A 17,286-nucleotide genomic window follows, 5' to 3' on the forward strand; every position below is an offset into this window, starting at 1 on the left:
TTGGTCGTCTTGAAGGATCGACGCGATGGCCGTCTCTCATCTACGCAACACGCCCATCACGGGCAAGTCGTACACCACTTCCCTGGACGCAGCCGCTCGCCGAGGCGACCGGCGTCCGCTTTCCTACGCCGCGCGGGTCCTGGCCCCGCGAGCCGGCCGACTGCCGGCCCACCCCACCGGTGAACGTCTATCGTTCTGCGGCGGCCCTCGGGGCTCCCCGCTCTCCGCGCCAGCCCGGGCATCAGGCGTGACGGCCGCAGAGCGACAGCGGCAGCGGCCGGCGCGCGCCTAGGCGGCGCGTGCGGCCCGTGCGGGCCGCATTGAACCCGTGTCGCAACCCTGGACTAGAGGACATCGCCGTGCTCCGCATAAGCAGCGTTGCCACTGCTGCGCGCTGCGATCGCTGTGCGGAGTCTGCGAGTGAGTCGAGGCGGTCCGTGATGATCCAGCTCTTCTGCTGTCACGTAGCGCCATTCGGTGAGTTCACCGTCCGCGAAGCGGATGGCCTTTTCCTGCTCTGTAGTGAGGGATCCGGCGTCGAAGACGAAGAGGATCTTGTCTCCTTCGTGCTCGGCCGGTGCCCAGTCAACGACGAGCATGGGGCCGAGGGCGGTGGTGATGCCTAGCTCCTCTTCGATTTCGCGCACACATGCCGCACGCGGTGACTCGCCGGGTTCGACGTAGCCGCCGGGGATGTCCCAGTGCTTTTTGTAGCTGGGCCGTACGAGGAGCACCCGGCCTTCGCCGTCGAAGAAGAGGGCGCCTGCGGCGACGCGTGGGGTTGCCATGGGTGGCATCTCGTTGGCCGTCACCAGGGCAGCCTAGATGGCCTGGGCTCAGTCGAGCACCTTGAGCCGCCGGGCCAGTCCGACCAGTTGAGCCGGGGGCTTGCCGCGCTGCCGGCGGATCCACGTCAGGGCGAGTTGTCGGCTGAGGAAGTGGTGGCGGACCTGCTCGGGTGCCATCTGTTCGGCGTCGAGCAGGATGGCTTGGGCGTCGTCGATGCGGTTCCACGAACTGTAGGCGCGGGCGACTTCGAGGGCGTGTCGTACCCGACGTTCCATCGGTAGGCCGGCGGTGTCGACGCGCGGGCCGAGGTCGATGGCGACTTGCAGGTCTCCTAGTTCGGCGGCGGTGGCGACGCGGTGGATGGCGACGTTGGTTGGGCCGAACGCGGTCCAAAGGTGGTTGGCGTCGATGCCGAGCTGGCCGGCGGCGTGGTCGGCGGCGACAAGGAAGGTACGGGTGGTGGCTGCATCGTTGGACCGTGCTGCGGCCATCGAGCCGGACAGGAACAGGGTTCCGTATACGGAGAGCAGCGCTGGCGTGGCGTGCTTCAGGTGGGGCTCTAGGTAGCCGGCGGCGTCCTCGGTGAGTCGCACGGCTTCGACGTAGCGGCCGGTGGCGTGCAGGGCGTGTCCGACCGAGCGGAACAGGGAGCCGGTGACGAGGGGGTCGCCCGTGGGCCGGACGGCTGCCAAGCCACGGTCGGCGGCGATCCAGGCGAGGTCGCTTTCTCCGAGCTTGGTGAGCTGGGTGGCCGCGAGCTGGTACGCGAGGCCGAGCAGCCGGCGGGCTTGGTCCTGGTCGTCTCCGTCGTGGTGATCGGCGGCGGCCTGGGCGCGGTGGAGCAGGTCGGGCAGGCGGCCGGTGACGTACCCAAATCGGGAGTCCTGGTAGGCGTCCCAGAGGGTGCCTACCTCCTTCTTGAGCACGGTGACGCTCGGCGGCTCCGCGTGCGAGCTGCCGCCGAACGGGGCAATGGCGCGGTAGTTCATCAGGGCGGCGCGCAGGGCGGGCACCGTTTCGGTGCCGCTGTCGCCGGTCCAGTCGAGCAGCGAGGGTTCGCCGAGCAGGTCGCCGAGGGACACGTCCAGGACTTCGGCGAGGGACTTGATAACGGAGAGCCGGTCCAGTTCGATCCGGTTGTTCTCGATCTTGCCCAGCCAGTCGGCGGTACGGCCGATGAGCCCGGCCAGGACCTCCTGGGACAGGCCACGCCGCCGGCGGTACCAGGCGACGCGCTCGCCGATGGTCAGGGTGTTGGTCGTCCCGCGCACCGGGTCACTGTCTCCCCTCGGTCGGCGGCGACCCCGGAAGGATTTTCCGGGTCGCTGGGCGGAATGTGTCACAACCTGTCTGCATGACGGGGCTGAACGTATCGAGCAACTGCCAATCCTGCTCCGGCGCGGGCTGGAAGTACACCCTCGCCCGCACCGCCATCCGGGGGATGGGGCGAGGGTCGGAGCGCACTCGTTCCCTGGCCCGGCGGTCCTGCCTGGACTGCGCGGGTTCCGGTCGCTCGGCGACCTGCTGAGGCTGGCCCGGGGTGGGTGCTGGCGTGGGGTCGCGACCCGAACGACGACCCGTGAATGGCCCGCCCGCCTCGGCGCTTCGCACGCCGGCACCGCGCCGGCCGGGCGTCCCAATGCCGGGCGACTTGGTGCTGATCGACGGCCGGGCCTCGGTGCAGTTCGGCGGCGACCGGGCGCTGTGGCTGCGGGTGACCTCGGTCTGCGACAAACCGACGTACCACGGCTGGGTGTGGCTCACCGGCTACTCGATCAACCCGGCAAGCGGCAAGGCACTGGAACGGCGCGAGGTCTTCGTACAGATCGCCGGCCTACAGATCCGGCCACGCACGACCGACAACGCGCCGCCTCGCAACGTGGCGCCGGTGATGAGGAGGCGCCGTGTTTGACGTCCGGGTACGACTCGGCTCGGTGCTGCGGATCGACGCTGCCGACCGCTACCGGTCCTCGGACGGGCCGGTGACCCTGTGGGTGACCGGGGTCCGGCTGGTGGCCAACCGCCCGGCGCATGAGCCGTGGATCTGGGTCGAGGGGATGAGGCTGAGCCCGTCCGGCCGCCGGGGACCGCAGGCACAGATCCTGGTACGCGCCAGCCTGCTACCGCCGCAAGGACCAGTCCGGTGACCACGTACCTGTCCGGTGCCGTGCGCGACCAGCTCCGCGCGGCACAGGCGCAGCTCGACCGGCACACGCCGTCGAGCGCGGACGGGCTTTGCGCCGGCTGCGGCGAGGAAGGCCCGTGCCCACAACGGCGGGCGGCACTGCGGGTGTTCGGCCGGTACGGCTGCCTGCCGCGTCGTTGGCCGGGCGCGTCTCGGCCTGAGCTGATAGACGCTCTGTCGTCCTGGTCAGGATGGCTGGCCGAAGCGGTGAAGCGTGTGACGCCGGACGGCTGAGCTGACTTGTTCTGTCATGCAAACAACTCATAAGCTGCTGAGATTCATGCAGCGTTCATAGGTGGGGTGCCCGCGATGGCGTACGAGATTCCGACGCCGAAATACCTGCGCGTGTTGAACACGCTGCGGAAGCGCATCGAGGACGGCGACTACGCCCCCGGTGCGGCACTGCCCTCGGAAAACCAACTCTGCACGGAGTTCGGGGTGTCCCGCCCGACGGTGCTCAAGGCGCTCGGCATCCTCAAGCAGGACGGCTGGATCGAGTCGCAGCAGGGCAAGGGCAGCTTCGTACGCGGCCGGCCCGCTGCCGGTCGCACGTCGCCTGAATACGCCCGCGACGCGGTCGAACTGGACGAGACCGGGGAGACCGAGATCCTGCATGTCGGCCCGGTGCTCGCCTCACCGCGGATCGCGGCCGAGCTGAAGATCCCGGAGGGTACGCCGGTCTACGAGCGGCGCCGTCGGACCGTCTCGGAGGCGGGCCCGGTCGACCTGGTCGCCACGTTCGTGCCGGTGGACATCGCGGCCGGTACCGACATCACCAAGCCGGACCCGATCCCTGGTGGCCTGCTCGACCTCATCGCGCGTCAGAAGGGCCTACGGGCCGACTACGCTACCGAGCGGATGACGGCACGCCGGGTGGGCGAGGTCGAGGCTGAGGCGTTGGACGTGCCGGCCGACGAGTCGGTGATGAGCGTCGTCATCACCGTGCACCAGGCATCCGGCGACCCGATCATGACTTCCGTGTTGGTGATGCCGGGCAGCCGTCACGAGATCGAAGACACCTACGCGCTGTCCTGACTGCCTGGCGTCCCCTGCCGGCAGCGGCAGCCCAGTGAGCCAGGGGCTCGGGTGATTCGGCCGTCTCCTCGATCGACGCACAGCTCGCTGGTGTTGCGATCGATCCAGTAGGACTGTCCATGTTCGATCAGCACTGGCCGGTGCAGGTGGAACCATCGGTCAACGGTGGTCACCAGCGTTAGGCGCTCGGCTGTCACTCGTTCTCCCACGCGCGCCTCCTCGGCCTCTGCTCGTGTGGGTACAGATGCTCTCCACATTGTGCGATGAACTCACTTTCGACCTTGCTTGTGTTTACAAGCTGACGTAGCTTGTTAGCTCAACCGGTTGTCAGGTAGACGACTGGTAAGGCTAGGAGGCTGTCCACGTGGTTCCGATGACGTTGAAGGTTCCGGTCCCGTCCGAGTACGTGTTCCCCGCCGGGGCGCTCTGCCTTGGCGTCTCGCCGCAGATCGATTTCGAGCGTCGGGGTGAAGCGGACAACCAGGCGCGGGACAAGGAAACGGGCGAGCGGGTCTGGGTGGTGCGGGTGATGGACCTGGACCCGGAGGCGGGGAAGTTCGGCCGGTCGACCGAGGTGAAGGTGAAGGTGGTGGCGGCGCAGCAGCCAGTGCCGCCGCCGTCGACGGTGCCGGGCTATCCGCCGGCGGTGGAGTTCGAGGGCCTGACGCTGACCCCGTATGTGGATTCGCAGCGGTGCAAGCCGGGCCGCTCGTCGGGTGACTGCCGCTCCCGCATGGCGTACTCGCTGCGGGCCACCGCGATCCGGCCGGCGTCGATGGTGCCGGGTTCGGTGGCGGCCTGACTGGTCGCTGTTTGGCGCGCGGGGCGGGTCGTTTACCCGCCAAGAGTCCCGGCCCGTCCCGCGCTCTCCCATCCCTCATGTGTGAAGGAGGGCGTGATGCCCACCGTAGTTCCCCCTGCCCTGAACTGCTCTGAGGGCCGCTGCTCGTCGGGGTGGTGGTCCTGATGTCCCGCACCCGCTTCGTCGGCTTGCGGCGCACCTACCGGGAGGTGGAGGCCGCGATCCGGTCCGCGCTGCGGCTGTCGCCGGCCTCGGCGCGGGTGTGCGCGATCCGCTGCCCCCGCTGTGAGCAGTGGGTGAAGCCGCGCCGGTTCGACCTGCGGCGCATGTCGTGCCGCTCGTGCATTGCCACCCTGGCCCGCCCGGATCGGGGTGGTGACCTGTGCCTCTGATCAACATCATCCCCGGAGAGAAGATCCCGGTGGCGCCGATGAACGTGCGCCTACCGGCGTGGCGGGTTCCGGGCTGGCTGCTGGTGTTCTGGTGGCTGGCCCGTGGCCTGTTCCGGATCACGATCCTGGCTGCCCGGTACTGGTGGCTCACCACCCCCACCGTGCTCGCCCTCTGGGTGCGGGCGGAGTACGGCGGCCTGGCCCTGGCCGGCGTCGTCCTGGTCGTGGTCGCCGGCTGTGTGGGGTGGTGGCGGTGGCACCGGGCGTCGTGGTTGCGGTTCGGTTGGTACCCGATCGTCAGCCACGTCCGGGCCCTGACGGTGTATCGGCGGCGGTGGGCGTCGGTCATGGCGACGTGCGGGCTGGCGACGGCGTTTGCTGGTGACCGGTACGTGCCGCAACTGCTGCGGGTGCGCTGTGACCGCTACGGCGACGAGGTGACCGTCCGGATGCTGCCCGGTCAGATCCCAGACGATTGGGGGCAGGCCGCGGAACGCCTCGCCTACGCCTTCCGCCTCCGCCAGGGCCAGGCACGGTCCACGGACCGGCCGGATCAGGTCCTGCTGCGGTTCCTTCGCCGTGACCCTCTCGCCGCCGTCGTCGGTCCGCTGCCGGTGCCGGCCGTGCCGGACCTGGCCGGGCTGCCGCTCGGTGTGCGGGAGGACGGGCAACCCTATGAGCTGCGCTTGACCGGCTCGCATGTGCTGATCGCCGGTGCCACGGGCTCGGGCAAGGGCTCGGTGCTGTGGTCGCTGATCCGCTCCCTGGCCGGCGGTGTCCGGTCGGGGTTGGTGGAGCTGTGGGCGTTCGACCCCAAGGGCGGCATGGAGCTGGCGGCCGGGGTACCGCTGTTCGCCCGGTTCTCCTACGACGACCCCGACGGCATGGCCGGCGTCCTGGAAGAGGCTGTCAAGCGGATGCGCGTGCGGGCGGCCCGGCTGCGCGGGGTCGCCCGCCAGCACACGCCGACGCCGGAGGAACCGCTCATCGTGTTACTCGTCGACGAGCTGGCGGCGTTGACGGCGTACATCACCGACCGAAAGGTCCGCGACCGGATCAAGGAAGCCCTCGGCCTCCTCCTCAGCCAGGGGCGCGCCGTCGGCGTGCATGTGGTCGCCGCGCTCCAAGATCCGCGTAAGGACGTGCTGCCGTTTCGGGACCTGTTCCCGACCCGCATCGGCCTGCGGCTGACCGAGCCGGAGCAGGTGGACATGGTCCTCGGTGACAGTGCCCGTGACCGGGGAGCGCTGTGCGATCGCATCCCCGAATCGGCCCCCGGTGTCGGGTTCGTCGTCCTCGACGGCGTCCGCGAACCCGTACGGGTCCGCTTCGCCTACCTCACCGACGACGACATCCGCCAACTCGGCCGCACCTACCGGCGACTGGACGACACCGACGAGCAGGAGGTGACCAAGTGAAGACCAACGCCAACGCGGACCGGGTGGAGGGCGTGGTCCTGGTGCTCATCGTCCTGACCGTCGGCGGGCTGGCCGGGGCGGCGTCGTTCACGCACGTCCACGACTGGACCATGGCCAACTCCCCGACCGGTACGGGGGACTGGTTCGGCTGGGCCAACGCCGCTATCTCCGAACTGCTGCCCCTCGCGGCGCTGCTGACCATCCGGCGGCGCCGACGCACCGGCGGACCGATCAGGTACCCGATGTTCCTGCTCGTCTGCGCCGTCGCGCTGTCCCTGTCCGCGCAACTCGCCGTGGCCAAGCCGGGCGTGTCCGGGTGGCTGCTGTCGGCCGTGCCGGCGCTGGCGTTCCTCGGCCTGTCCAAGCTCGTCTTCTCCACCACCCCGGCAGCGGCGTCCGTCGACAAGCAGGCAGACGCCAACGCTTGGGGCGATATGCCGCCCGGCTACGACCCGACTGAGGTACGGCCGTCCGCCGACCTCGTCAACGAGGACCAGGCGGCGACCGTCGCGATGGAGACCACCGACAAGCAGCCTCGGCCGATGGCTCTCCGTCCGGTGCCGGTGACGCCGGCGGAGCGGCGGCCGGGACTGGTGCCCGTGCCGGCGGCGGCGTTCGCGCCCCGCAACGGCAGCGTCTTCGGCGGGGAGCGTGACCGGTGAGCCAACTCGAAATCGTCACCACGAATACCCCCGAGCAGCCCCGGCCGGGATCGCGGGCGGACCGGATGCGTAAGCCCTTGGCCAAGGATGCGCTCAAGCAGCTCGCCGAACAGAACGGCGTCTGCGTCCGCCCTCTCGCTCTGCGCCGTACCGACACCGCCACCGGCCTTACCGAAGTTGTCGAAGTGCCCTGCGGGGCGACCCTGGCGGCGAAGTGCAAGCCGTGCGCGGAGCGGGGCCGGCGGCTGCGCATCCAGCAGATCCGGGAGGGCTGGCACCTCGCCGAGGAACCCGCCGTCCGCCCAGACAAGCCTGGAGAGGACGTACTCGCCCTCGTGCGGGTCCGGGCGCACCTGGAGTTCGAGCGGGAAGCCGCGCAGTACCAGCCCATGACGCCCGACGAGCGGGCCGCGCACCTGGCCGAGATCGACGCCGCGATAGCCGAGCTGGACGAAGCTCTCGCCGAAACCAGCCTGCGCGGCCACCTCACCCCGAAAGAGCGCGACGAGCGGCCTCGCCGCAAGCGATCGACCAGGCGGCGCCAGGACTCCCCAGACCTGCCACGCCTGACCGTCAACCCGCGCACCGTCGGCCGCGCCTACTCGGGCAAGGCAGGCAAGACCCACCGGCCGTCGATGCTCGTCACGCTGACCCTGGGCTCACACGGCCCGGTCCACTCCCACCTCCGGCGCGGCGCCTACGTCGCCCCCTGCGAGTGCGGCCAGCGCCACGGCCCGTATGACGACGTGCTCGGCACTCCGGTTGACCCGGGCAGCTACGACTACCGGCGGGCCGCCCTGGATGCGATTCACTTCGCGCGGGTCCTCGACCGGTGGTGGCAGAACGTGCGTCGTGCCGCCGGTTGGAACGTCCAGTACGCCGGTGCCGTCGAGCTGCAACGGCGGCTCGCCCCACACGCGCACTTCGCCATCCGCGGCACCCTGCCCCGCCGGCTGCTCAAGCAGATCGCGGCGGCCACCTATCACCAAGTGTGGTGGCCGCCCTTCGACGAACTCACGTACTCGGTCGACAAGCCGCCGGTCTGGGACGTCGACCAACAGGCCTACGTCGACCCGAAGACGCGCGAGCCACTGCCCACCTGGGGCGAAGCACTCGACGCCCTGGAGGAGCCCGACAGCCGCCCCGCCTACGTGGCCCGGCTCGGGCGGATCGACGCTCGGGGTATCGAGCAGGGCACGAAAGATGCGGAGCGGTCGATTCGCTACGTGACCAAGTACGTCACCAAGGATCTGACCGACCAGGCCAAGCCGCGCTCCGACGCGCAGAAGGCGCACTTCGACCGCCTGCACGCAGAGCTGGCCGTGCTGCCGTGCTCGCCGACGTGCGCCAACTGGCTGCTGTACGGAGTCCAGCCCGACGGGGTCAAGGCCGGCTTGACCCCCGGCCGCTGCACGGGAAAGGTGCACCAGCGCTCCACCCTCGGCTTCACCGGCCGGCGCGTGCTCGTCTCGCGGCAGTGGTCCGGCAAGACCCTCGCCGACCATCGCGCCGACAACCGGTCCTGGGTGCGGGCGATCCTCGCGGGCGGCATGGCCGACACCGAAGAGCACGACCAGGCCGCCGACGAGGCAGACGGGTCGAAGCGGTACCGGTTCGAACTCGCCCGGCCGGAAGACCCGGACGTGCCGCCGCTGGAACACCGACTCCTGCGCGCGATATCCGCCCGCATTCGCTGGCGCGCTGACCTCGACACCGCCCGGATACGAACAGCCGCCACCGTTTCGGCAACCGCACAACCCGCCGCGCTCGCGGCCTGAACCCCTGCGAGGAGCAACCGCATGAACGACGAGCTGTTGACCGCTGACGAGGTCGCCGCTCGCCTGAAGGCAACGCCGCGATTCGTCCGCCGGCTGGTCGCCGAACGACGGATCGCCTTCGTCAAGGTCGGCCGCCTGGTGCGCTTTGAGGCGTCGGCCGTCGCCGCCTACATCGACAGCAACCGGGTCGTACCGATGAGCCGGGCGCACCTGCGCGAATACCTGGGGGAGGTGGCCTGACGGTGGCCAGCAAGGGCCGGCGGCGTTTCGGCAACGTGCGTCGTCTCCCCTCGGGCCGGTACCAGGCGCGGTACCTCGGCCCGGACGGGTTGGAGCGGAAGGCGCCGCACACCTTCGAAACCGAGCGCCAGGCGACCAAGTGGCTGACCGTGGTGGAGTCGGAAATCATCAAGGGGGAGTGGACGGCCCCGGAGGCGGGGGAGATCAAGCTTGAGCCGTACGGCCGGAAGTGGATCGCCGAACGCAAGCTCCAGCCGCGCACGCGGGAGAACTACGAAGACCTGTTCCGGCTGCACATCCGCCCGCACCTCGGCGCGCTCGCCCTGGGTGCGATCAAGCCGCAGACCATCCGCACCTGGCGCCGGACGCTGCTCGACGGTGGCACCACGGAGCCGCAGGCGGTCAAGGCGTACTCACTTCTTCGGGCGATCCTGAACACCGCCGTTAAAGAGGACGAGCTGATTCGGCAGAACCCCTGCCGAATCCCTGGCTATGACCGCTATCACACGCCTGAGCGTCCGGTGGCGACCGTCGCCCAGGTGCTCGCGCTCGCCGAGCGGATGCCGCCCCGGTTCTCCGCGCTGGTGATCGTCGCCGCGTTCTCCGGTCTTCGCTGGGGCGAGCTGGCGGCGCTGCGCCGCTCGGACGTCGACCTGACGGCGGGCACGGTACGGGTGCCGCGGAAGCTGGCGGCGCTGCGCAGTCGGATGGAGTTCGGGCCGCCGAAGTCGGAAGCGGGCAACCGGACGGTGACCCTGCCGGCTGCGGCGCGTACGGCGCTCGCCGATCACCTGGCCGAGTACGTCGGGGAGGAGCCGGAGGCGCTGGTGTTCACCGGGGACAAGGGGGCGGTGCTGCGTTCCGGCAACTTCCGGCGGGCGGTCGGCTGGGCGGCGGCGCTGCGGGCGGCTGGCATGCCAGAGGGCTTCCATTTCCACGACCTGCGGCACACGGGAAACAACCTGGCGGCGGCGACCGGGGCCAGCACCCGGGACCTGATGCACCGGATGGGCCACGCGAGCATGCGAGCGGCCCTGATCTACCAGCACGCCAACAGCGAGCGGGACCGGGAGATCGCCGACGCCATGGACCGCCGGATCGTCAAGCAGGCGAAGCGGGCGACGGCGCCGGCCAAGGCGAGCAAGGCCAAGGACAAGGCGAGCAAGACCAAGGCGGCCAAGCAGAACGCGCCCAAGGAGAAGGCGGTGGCAGGTAAGGCGACCAAGGGCACGAAGCCGAAGCGATCGGCACGCGAACCCGCCTCGGACGGCACGGCCGGCGCTACTGGCACGCCAATGGCACGCAAGATCAAAGAGGGCTGAAACGAGAACGGCCCAGGCTCGGCGAGAACGCCGTTGACCTGGGCCGGAAGCTGTGGAGCGGGCGACGGGAATCGAACCCGCACCGTCAGTTTGGAAGACTGAAGCTCTGCCATTGAGCTACGCCCGCGTACGCCCCGACGCTGCGGGGCGCGCCGACAGCGTACCCAATGGCCCACCCCGTCCGCTCAGCCGTATCCCGGCGCGGCGCGTGCCGTCGTCCGGTGCAGGGGTGGTCGGCGCACCCGGTGTCCGGTTGGTCCCCGTTCGGCGCGTTGGGTGACGCCCCGGCACGTCGCGCGGGCCGCGACCGCATAGACTGCTCGTCGCCACGGGGTGTGGCGCAGCTTGGTAGCGCACTCGCTTTGGGAGCGAGGGGCCGTGGGTTCAAATCCCGCCACCCCGACTGTCGTCCGCGGCCGGTCGCCGGGGTCGCCCTCCGCGCGGTCCCCGGCCGCTGCCGGTGCGCCCGGCCGGCTCGCCTACACTCGATGGGCTTATCACGCCCAGACTAAAACCGAGATCCGTCAAGGAGTACGCCTGTGAAGAGCACCGTCGAGACTCTGAGCCCGACGCGCGTGCGGCTCGCCATCGAGGTGCCGTTCGTCGAGCTCGAGCCGAGCCTCAAGAAGGCGTACCGGGAGATCGGGCAGCAGGTCCAGGTTCCCGGCTTCCGCAAGGGCAAGGTTCCGGCGGCCGTGATCGACCAGCGGGTCGGCCGGGGCACCGTCCTCAACGAGGCGGTCCAGGAGGCCATCCCGCAGAACATCCTCGCCGCCGTCCGCGAGCACGACCTGAAGACGCTCGGCCGTCCCGAGGTCGAGATCACCGAGTTCAATGACGGTGACTCGCTGAACTTCACCGCCGAGGTCGACGTCCGCCCGGAGATCACCCTGCCGGACCCGGCCACCATCGAGGTGACCGTCGACGAGCTGCAGATCGACGACAGCGAGATCGACGAGCAGGTGAAGAACCTGCGCGAGCGCTTCGCCACCCTGAAGACCGTCGAGCGGGCCGCCCAGGAGGGCGACTACGTCCAGATCGACCTGAACGCGACCGTCGACGGCGAGGACGTGCCGGGCGGCCAGGCGAGCAACATCTCCCACGAGGTCGGCAGCAAGCAGCTCCTCCCGGGCCTGGACGAGGCCGTCGTCGGCCTGTCCGCCGGCGAGAGCACCTCCTTCACCACCCAGCTCGTCGGCGGCGACTTCGCCGGCCGCGACGCCGAGGTGGCGGTGACCGTCCGCACGGTCAAGGAGAAGGAGCTGCCGGAGCTCGACGACGAGTTCGCCCAGATGGCGAGCGAGTTCGACAGCATCGAGGAGCTGCGCGGGGACGTGCGCGAGCGGGTCACCCGGGGCAAGCGGGTCGAGCAGATCTACGCCGCCCGCGACAAGGCCCTGGAGCAGCTCGTCGCCGCCGCCGAGGTGCCGGCGCCGGAGGGGGTCGTCCGCGAGGAGGTCGAGAGCCGCAAGCAGGCGATGGTCGACCAGCTCGAGCGCATCGGGGCCTCCCTGGAGGAATACCTGGCGGCCGAGGAGAAGACCGAGGAGCAGATCGACGCCGAGCTGACCGAGGCGGCGACCGAGGGCGTCAAGATCCAGCTGCTGCTGGACACCCTCGCCGACGCCGAGGAGGTCCAGGTCAGCGACGACGAGTTCGGCCACGAGATCGTGCACCGGGCCCAGCGCGCCGGGATGGCCCCGCAGCAGTACTACGACCAGCTGGTCCGCTCCGGCGCTGCCGGTGCCGTCTTCGGGGACGTGCGGCGCGGCAAGGCCCTGGCCTCGGTCATGGAGCGCATCAAGATCAAGGACTCGGCCGGCAACGAGGTGACGCTCGACGCCCTCCGCGCCGAGAGCGAGGCCGAGCACAACCACGAGCACTGATCGTCGGGTGAGGCCGCCGTCCGCCGCTTGCGGTGGACGGCGGCCCGATCCCTTTTCCGGGGTACGTCTCCGGGGCTGCGCTGTTAGCGAACACTGCCCGGACCGGGACTCTGCCACCCGGCTGAGCGGTTAGTGTCGGGTAGGACGGTACGGAGAGCGAAGGGCTGCCATGACCGACATGCACATGCAAGCGATGCCGCTCCGGGCTATCGAGGCCCGCGGTGGCGACAACATTGGCAACCTCGATGACTCGGTCTACAACCGGTTGCTCAAGGAGCGGATCATCTTCCTGGGCAGCGAGGTGACCGACCAGGTCGCCAACCGCATCTGCGCGCAGCTCCTGCTGCTCGCCGCGGAGGACCCGGACCGCGACATCAACCTGTGGATCAACTCGCCGGGTGGCTCGGTCTACTCGGGCATGGCGATCTACGACACCATGCAGTTCATCGACAACGACGTGTCGACCGTGGCGATGGGCATGGCGGCCTCGATGGGCCAGCTGCTGCTCTGCGCCGGCACCAAGGGCAAGCGTTACGCCCTGCCGCACGCGCGGATCATGATGCACCAGCCGTCCGGCGGCATGGGCGGCACGGCGTCGGACATCGCCATCCAGGCGGAGCAGATGCTCTACACCAAGCGGATGTTCCAGGAGCGGGTCGCCTTCCACACCGGGCAGAGCCAGGCGCAGATCGAGGCGGATTCCGACCGCGACCGCTGGTTCACCGCCCAGGAGGCCACGGACTACGGCTTCATCGACAAGGTGATCACCGGAGCCACGCAGGTTCCGGAAGGCGCCGGGACCCTGAGCTGAGGAGTTGACGATGACCGACCTGAGCCTGCCGCCGCAGTTCGCGGCCGTGCACAACCGCTACGTCCTGCCGTCGTTCGTCGAGCGCACGTCGTACGGGGTCAAGGAGTCGAACCCGTACAACAAGCTCTTCGAGGACCGGATCATCTTCCTCGGCGTCCAGGTCGACGACGCGTCGGCCAACGACGTGATGGCGCAGCTGCTGACGCTCGAGGGCACCGACCCGGACCGCGACATCATCATGTACATCAACTCGCCGGGTGGTTCGTTCACCGCCATGACGGCGATCTACGACACCATGCAGTACGTCCGGCCGGACATCCAGACGGTCTGCCTCGGCCAGGCCGCGAGCGCCGCGGCCGTGCTGCTGGCCGCCGGCACCCCGGGCAAGCGCATGGCGCTGCCGAACTCACGGATCATCATCCACCAGCCGGCCACCGAGGGCGGCTACGGGCAGGGCTCGGACATCGAGATCCAGGCCCGGGAGATCCTGCGGATGCGGACCCAGCTCGAGGAGATGCTCTCCCGGCACTGCAACCAGCCGATGGAGAAGGTTCGCAAGGACATCGACCGTGACAAGATCATGACGGCCGAGGAGTCCCGGGAGTACGGGCTGGTGGACACCATCCTCACCAGCCGCAAGAAGGGCCTGCTGGCGGCCAACGCCGCCAGCTGAGCAGTTTTCACGTCGAGGTCGGCCGGGAGTCCGCTCCCGGCCGACCGTCTGACACACCCGTTTTGGGGGTCGGAGAAAACTCCGCCAGCGGGTAACGTCGGGTCTGTACCGCTCCGCCGGTCCTCCGGCTGGGTGAACGAGGCGGGCGGCGCACCGTCCGCAGGTCAGGGCCGGGTCTCCGGCCGATGAGTGCAGGGAGAACGTAGGTGGCACGGATCGGTGACGGCGGCGACCTACTGAAATGCTCCTTCTGCGGCAAGTCGCAGAAGCAGGTCAAGAAGCTCATCGCGGGCCCAGGGGTCTACATCTGCGACGAGTGCATCGATCTCTGCAACGAGATCATCGAGGAGGAGTTGGCCGAGTCCGGCGAGGTGAAGTGGGAAGAGCTTCCCAAGCCGATGGAGATCTGCCAGTTCCTCGACAACTACGTGGTCGGGCAGGACCAGGCCAAGAAGGCGCTCGCCGTCGCGGTCTACAACCACTACAAGCGGATCCAGGCCGATGCGGCCGGCGCGCCGGGTTCCGGCAGCGACGCCGTCGAGCTGGCCAAGTCCAACATCCTGCTGCTCGGCCCGACGGGGTGCGGTAAGACCCACCTGGCGCAGACGCTGGCGCGGATGCTGAACGTGCCGTTCGCCATCGCCGACGCCACCGCGCTCACCGAGGCCGGCTACGTGGGCGAGGACGTGGAGAACATCCTCCTCAAGCTGATCCAGGCGGCGGACTACGACATCAAGCGCGCCGAGACCGGCATCATCTACATCGACGAGGTCGACAAGATCGCCCGCAAGTCGGAGAACCCGTCGATCACGCGGGACGTCTCCGGCGAGGGTGTCCAGCAGGCGCTGCTCAAGATGCTGGAAGGCACGGTGGCCAACGTGCCGCCGCAGGGCGGGCGTAAGCACCCGCACCAGGAGTTCATCCAGATCGACACCACCAACGTGCTGTTCATCTGCGGCGGCGCCTTCGCCGGGCTCGACCAGATCATCGAGGCCCGCACCGGCCACGGCGGCACGGGCTTCGGCGCCCGGCTCCGGTCGGTCAGCGAGCGGTCGACCGACGACATCTTCAGCCAGGTCATGCCGGAGGACATGCTGAAGTTCGGGCTGATCCCCGAGTTCATCGGCCGGCTCCCGGTGATCACCAACGTGCGCAGCCTGGACCGCACCGCGCTGGTGCGCATCCTCACCGAGCCGCGCAACGCCCTCGTCCGGCAGTACCAGCGCCTCTTCGAGCTCGACGGCGTCGAGCTGGAGTTCGAGGAGCCGGCGCTGGAGGCGATCGCCGACCAGGCGATGCTGCGCGGCACCGGTGCCCGCGGCCTGCGCGCGATCATGGAAGAGGTCCTGCTCTCCGTGATGTACGAGGTGCCGAGCAACCCCGACGCCGCGCGGGTGCTGATCACCCGCGAGGTGGTCCTGGAGAACGTGAACCCGACGATCGTTCCCCGCGAGTTCACCGGCCGCCGCGCCCGGCGGGACCGCGAGGAGAAGTCGGCCTGAACCCACCGCCACCGCCACTGCCACCGCGCCCGTCCGTCGAGGTCGGGCGCGGTCGGCGTTTCCAGGAGGCGGTGAGCGTCGGCAGCGGGTGAGGCGGAGACCGGGGCGGAGTGTTCGACGGTTGCCACCGTCGCGCCGTCGCGCCGTGGCCCGGTCCGGTCGTACGCTGATCCCCATGCGCGTCGCCGTCTGCCAGCTCAACGCCCGGGACGACCGTAAGGCCAACCTCGCGGCCGCCGAGGCCCTGCTGGAGCGCGCCGCCGCGGCCGGTGCGGACGTCGCCCTCCTGCCGGAGTACGTCGACTACCTCGGCCCCGCCGCCGGCCTGCCCGAGCCGGAGCCGGTGGACGGCGAGGTGGGGCAGTTCTTCGCCGGCGTCGCGCGCCGGCTGGGCATCTGGGTGATCGCCGGGTCGATCCACGAGCGCGGGCCGGACCCGGCCCGCACCTGGAACACCACCCTGGTCCTCGACCGCTCCGGAACGCTCGCGGCCACCTATCGCAAGATCCACCTGTACGACGTGGAGATCCCCGGCCGGGTCTCCTACCTGGAGTCCGCCACCGTCGCCCCCGGCGACCAGCCGGTGGTGGTCGACGTCGAGGGGCTCCGTGTCGGACTGTCGATCTGCTACGACCTCCGCTTCCCGGAGCTGTACCGGCAGCTCGCCACGGACGGCGGCGCCCAGTTGCTGGTGGTGCCGGCGGCCTTCATGCTGCACACCGGGCGCGACCACTGGGAGGTGCTGCTGCGCGCGCGGGCGATCGAGAACCAGTGTTTCGTCGCCGCGGCGGGGCAGACCGGCGACCACGAACCGGGCCGGACCTGCTTCGGGCGCAGCATGGTGGTCGACCCGTGGGGGACGGTGCTCACCCAGGTGCCCGACGGGCCGGGTGTCGCCGTCGCCGACCTCGATCTCGACCGGCTGCGGACGATCCGTGCCGAGTTGCCGAGCCTGGCGAATCGGCGCCTGTAGGCGTCAGCCCTGCAGCAGCACGCCCACCACGGCGAAGCCGGCGATCGCCGCGGCCGTGACGAGGAGGGCCGTCGTCATCCGGGACCGCCCCCGTCGGGCCAGTCGTGCCACCGACACCACGAGGACGAAGAGCACGAAGGCGCCGATGACCAACTGCCAGAACGGCAGCAGCAGCCCGAGCAGCGCGTCCTCGGCGAGCACCGCCGGCCGGGGGCGGGTGAGGTCGTCCATGACGAACACTCTGGCACGGCGGAGCCCCGTGCGGACCCTGTGCTGCCATCACGAATGCGGGACCGTCTCCGCCGGCGACAGCCGGGCAGTGACGGACGCTGATTTGCCTTCCCGGGGCAGTCCGCGTAACTTTCTCTCTGCACGCGGGATGTCGGGCAAACCGGCTGACAACGGGCACCAGGCTCGTGGCGGAGACGCCGAGCGAGACTGGGAATCGGGCGGTGCGAAGACACTCCGACACGGGGTTGCGATCGCGAGACTGACCGGGTAGAGTGCTGAAGCCGGCAGGAGCCGGGCGGATAGCCGCAGAGCGGCGATCGGCCGGTCTGCGGTTCCCACGACAGAAACGACCGCCGTGATACGGCGTGCGTCATCGTGGATCTGGAGCACCGAACGTTGATCATCTCGGACACGGGGTTGACAACGCGAAGTGAGCCGAGTAAGGTAGAGAAGTTGCCCCAAGCGGGCTCCCACGATGTGGGATGCCTGAGTGGTGTGTGGTTGTTCTTTGAGAACTCAACAGGGTGCTTGATAAGCCAGTGCCAAATTGTTTGATACCCCGGGCTGGCAAGCCTTTATGGTTTGTT

Annotated in this window: 19 protein-coding genes and 2 tRNA genes; 17 read left to right on the forward strand and 4 right to left on the reverse strand. The window is 69.7% G+C overall.

Annotation, left to right across the window (positions count from 1 at the left end; translation table 11 throughout):
- Positions 1-344: 344 nt before the first annotated feature.
- A complete protein-coding gene (locus ACZ6O2_RS34990; RefSeq protein ID WP_466025992.1) occupies positions 345-812 on the reverse strand; it encodes an NUDIX domain-containing protein in 468 nt (155 codons plus the stop codon).
- Positions 813-836: 24 nt separating this feature from the next.
- On the reverse strand, positions 837-2,060 hold the full coding sequence (locus tag ACZ6O2_RS34995; RefSeq protein ID WP_466025993.1) for a helix-turn-helix domain-containing protein: 1,224 nt from the start codon (positions 2,058-2,060) through the stop codon (positions 837-839).
- Between the two features lie 368 nt (positions 2,061-2,428).
- Between ACZ6O2_RS34995 and ACZ6O2_RS35000 the strand changes: the two genes are divergently transcribed.
- The 11 genes from ACZ6O2_RS35000 (at position 2,429) to ACZ6O2_RS35050 (ending at position 10,623) form a co-directional block, all read left to right on the forward strand.
- Positions 2,429-2,701 carry a hypothetical protein gene (locus tag ACZ6O2_RS35000; protein WP_466025994.1) on the forward strand — a complete coding sequence of 91 codons (273 nt, stop codon included), beginning with the start codon at positions 2,429-2,431 and terminating at the stop codon, positions 2,699-2,701.
- Positions 2,694-2,936 (forward strand): hypothetical protein, encoded by a 243-nt coding sequence (locus tag ACZ6O2_RS35005; protein ID WP_466025995.1) that lies wholly within the window; start codon positions 2,694-2,696, stop codon positions 2,934-2,936. The genes ACZ6O2_RS35000 and ACZ6O2_RS35005 overlap by 8 nt, the downstream gene beginning before the upstream one ends.
- The gene (locus ACZ6O2_RS35010) at positions 2,933-3,208 is read left to right on the forward strand and encodes a hypothetical protein (protein ID WP_466025996.1); all 276 of its coding nucleotides are present in this window, start codon (positions 2,933-2,935) and stop codon (positions 3,206-3,208) included. Before ACZ6O2_RS35005 ends, ACZ6O2_RS35010 begins: the two co-directional genes overlap by 4 nt.
- Positions 3,209-3,283: 75 nt before the next feature.
- Positions 3,284-4,009 carry a GntR family transcriptional regulator gene (locus tag ACZ6O2_RS35015; protein WP_466025997.1) on the forward strand — a complete coding sequence of 242 codons (726 nt, stop codon included), beginning with the start codon at positions 3,284-3,286 and terminating at the stop codon, positions 4,007-4,009.
- A 373-nt stretch (positions 4,010-4,382) separates the two neighbouring features.
- Positions 4,383-4,811, forward strand: a complete 429-nt coding sequence (locus ACZ6O2_RS35020) for a hypothetical protein (protein ID WP_466025998.1) — start codon at positions 4,383-4,385, stop codon at positions 4,809-4,811.
- Between the two features lie 164 nt (positions 4,812-4,975).
- The gene (locus ACZ6O2_RS35025) at positions 4,976-5,203 is read left to right on the forward strand and encodes a hypothetical protein (RefSeq protein WP_466025999.1); all 228 of its coding nucleotides are present in this window, start codon (positions 4,976-4,978) and stop codon (positions 5,201-5,203) included.
- Positions 5,194-6,621, forward strand: a complete 1,428-nt coding sequence (locus tag ACZ6O2_RS35030; RefSeq protein WP_466026000.1) for an FtsK/SpoIIIE domain-containing protein — start codon at positions 5,194-5,196, stop codon at positions 6,619-6,621. The genes ACZ6O2_RS35025 and ACZ6O2_RS35030 overlap by 10 nt, the downstream gene beginning before the upstream one ends.
- The gene (locus ACZ6O2_RS35035) at positions 6,618-7,283 is read left to right on the forward strand and encodes a DUF2637 domain-containing protein (protein ID WP_466026001.1); all 666 of its coding nucleotides are present in this window, start codon (positions 6,618-6,620) and stop codon (positions 7,281-7,283) included. Before ACZ6O2_RS35030 ends, ACZ6O2_RS35035 begins: the two co-directional genes overlap by 4 nt.
- A 65-nt stretch (positions 7,284-7,348) precedes the next feature.
- Complete coding sequence (locus ACZ6O2_RS35040) at positions 7,349-9,061, forward strand: replication initiator (RefSeq protein ID WP_466026002.1); 1,713 nt, start codon at positions 7,349-7,351, stop codon at positions 9,059-9,061.
- A gap of 21 nt (positions 9,062-9,082) precedes the next feature.
- Positions 9,083-9,301 carry a helix-turn-helix domain-containing protein gene (locus ACZ6O2_RS35045; RefSeq protein WP_466026003.1) on the forward strand — a complete coding sequence of 73 codons (219 nt, stop codon included), beginning with the start codon at positions 9,083-9,085 and terminating at the stop codon, positions 9,299-9,301.
- Positions 9,302-9,303: 2 nt separating this feature from the next.
- Positions 9,304-10,623, forward strand: a complete 1,320-nt coding sequence (locus ACZ6O2_RS35050) for a tyrosine-type recombinase/integrase (RefSeq protein WP_466026004.1) — start codon at positions 9,304-9,306, stop codon at positions 10,621-10,623.
- Positions 10,624-10,676: 53 nt separating this feature from the next.
- On the opposite strand, the gene ACZ6O2_RS35055 is transcribed toward ACZ6O2_RS35050, so the two are convergent.
- Positions 10,677-10,750 (reverse strand) — tRNA-Gly (locus ACZ6O2_RS35055).
- Positions 10,751-10,952: 202 nt separating this feature from the next.
- On the opposite strand from ACZ6O2_RS35055, the gene ACZ6O2_RS35060 reads away from it, so the two are divergent.
- The 6 genes from ACZ6O2_RS35060 (at position 10,953) to ACZ6O2_RS35085 (ending at position 16,468) form a co-directional block, all read left to right on the forward strand.
- A tRNA-Pro gene (locus tag ACZ6O2_RS35060) sits at positions 10,953-11,026 on the forward strand.
- A gap of 136 nt (positions 11,027-11,162) precedes the next feature.
- Positions 11,163-12,509, forward strand: a complete 1,347-nt coding sequence (gene tig / locus ACZ6O2_RS35065; protein WP_350708384.1) for a trigger factor — start codon at positions 11,163-11,165, stop codon at positions 12,507-12,509.
- 169 nt (positions 12,510-12,678) lie between these two features.
- Positions 12,679-13,320, forward strand: coding sequence for an ATP-dependent Clp protease proteolytic subunit (locus ACZ6O2_RS35070; RefSeq protein WP_350685012.1), 642 nt, complete (start codon positions 12,679-12,681; stop codon positions 13,318-13,320).
- A gap of 10 nt (positions 13,321-13,330) precedes the next feature.
- Positions 13,331-13,993, forward strand: a complete 663-nt coding sequence (locus ACZ6O2_RS35075) for an ATP-dependent Clp protease proteolytic subunit (RefSeq protein WP_357462851.1) — start codon at positions 13,331-13,333, stop codon at positions 13,991-13,993.
- Positions 13,994-14,199: 206 nt separating this feature from the next.
- Positions 14,200-15,495, forward strand: coding sequence for an ATP-dependent Clp protease ATP-binding subunit ClpX (clpX, locus tag ACZ6O2_RS35080; protein WP_350708380.1), 1,296 nt, complete (start codon positions 14,200-14,202; stop codon positions 15,493-15,495).
- A gap of 175 nt (positions 15,496-15,670) precedes the next feature.
- Complete coding sequence (locus ACZ6O2_RS35085) at positions 15,671-16,468, forward strand: carbon-nitrogen hydrolase family protein (RefSeq protein WP_466026005.1); 798 nt, start codon at positions 15,671-15,673, stop codon at positions 16,466-16,468.
- 3 nt (positions 16,469-16,471) lie between these two features.
- Here ACZ6O2_RS35085 and ACZ6O2_RS35090 read toward each other — a convergent pair whose 3' ends face one another.
- Positions 16,472-16,699: a hypothetical protein gene (locus tag ACZ6O2_RS35090; RefSeq protein WP_350708377.1), complete on the reverse strand. Its 228-nt coding sequence runs from the start codon at positions 16,697-16,699 to the stop codon at positions 16,472-16,474.
- Between the last annotated feature and the right edge of the window lie 587 nt (positions 16,700-17,286).

It is taken from the genome of Micromonospora sp. NPDC048040 (assembly GCF_055587185.1).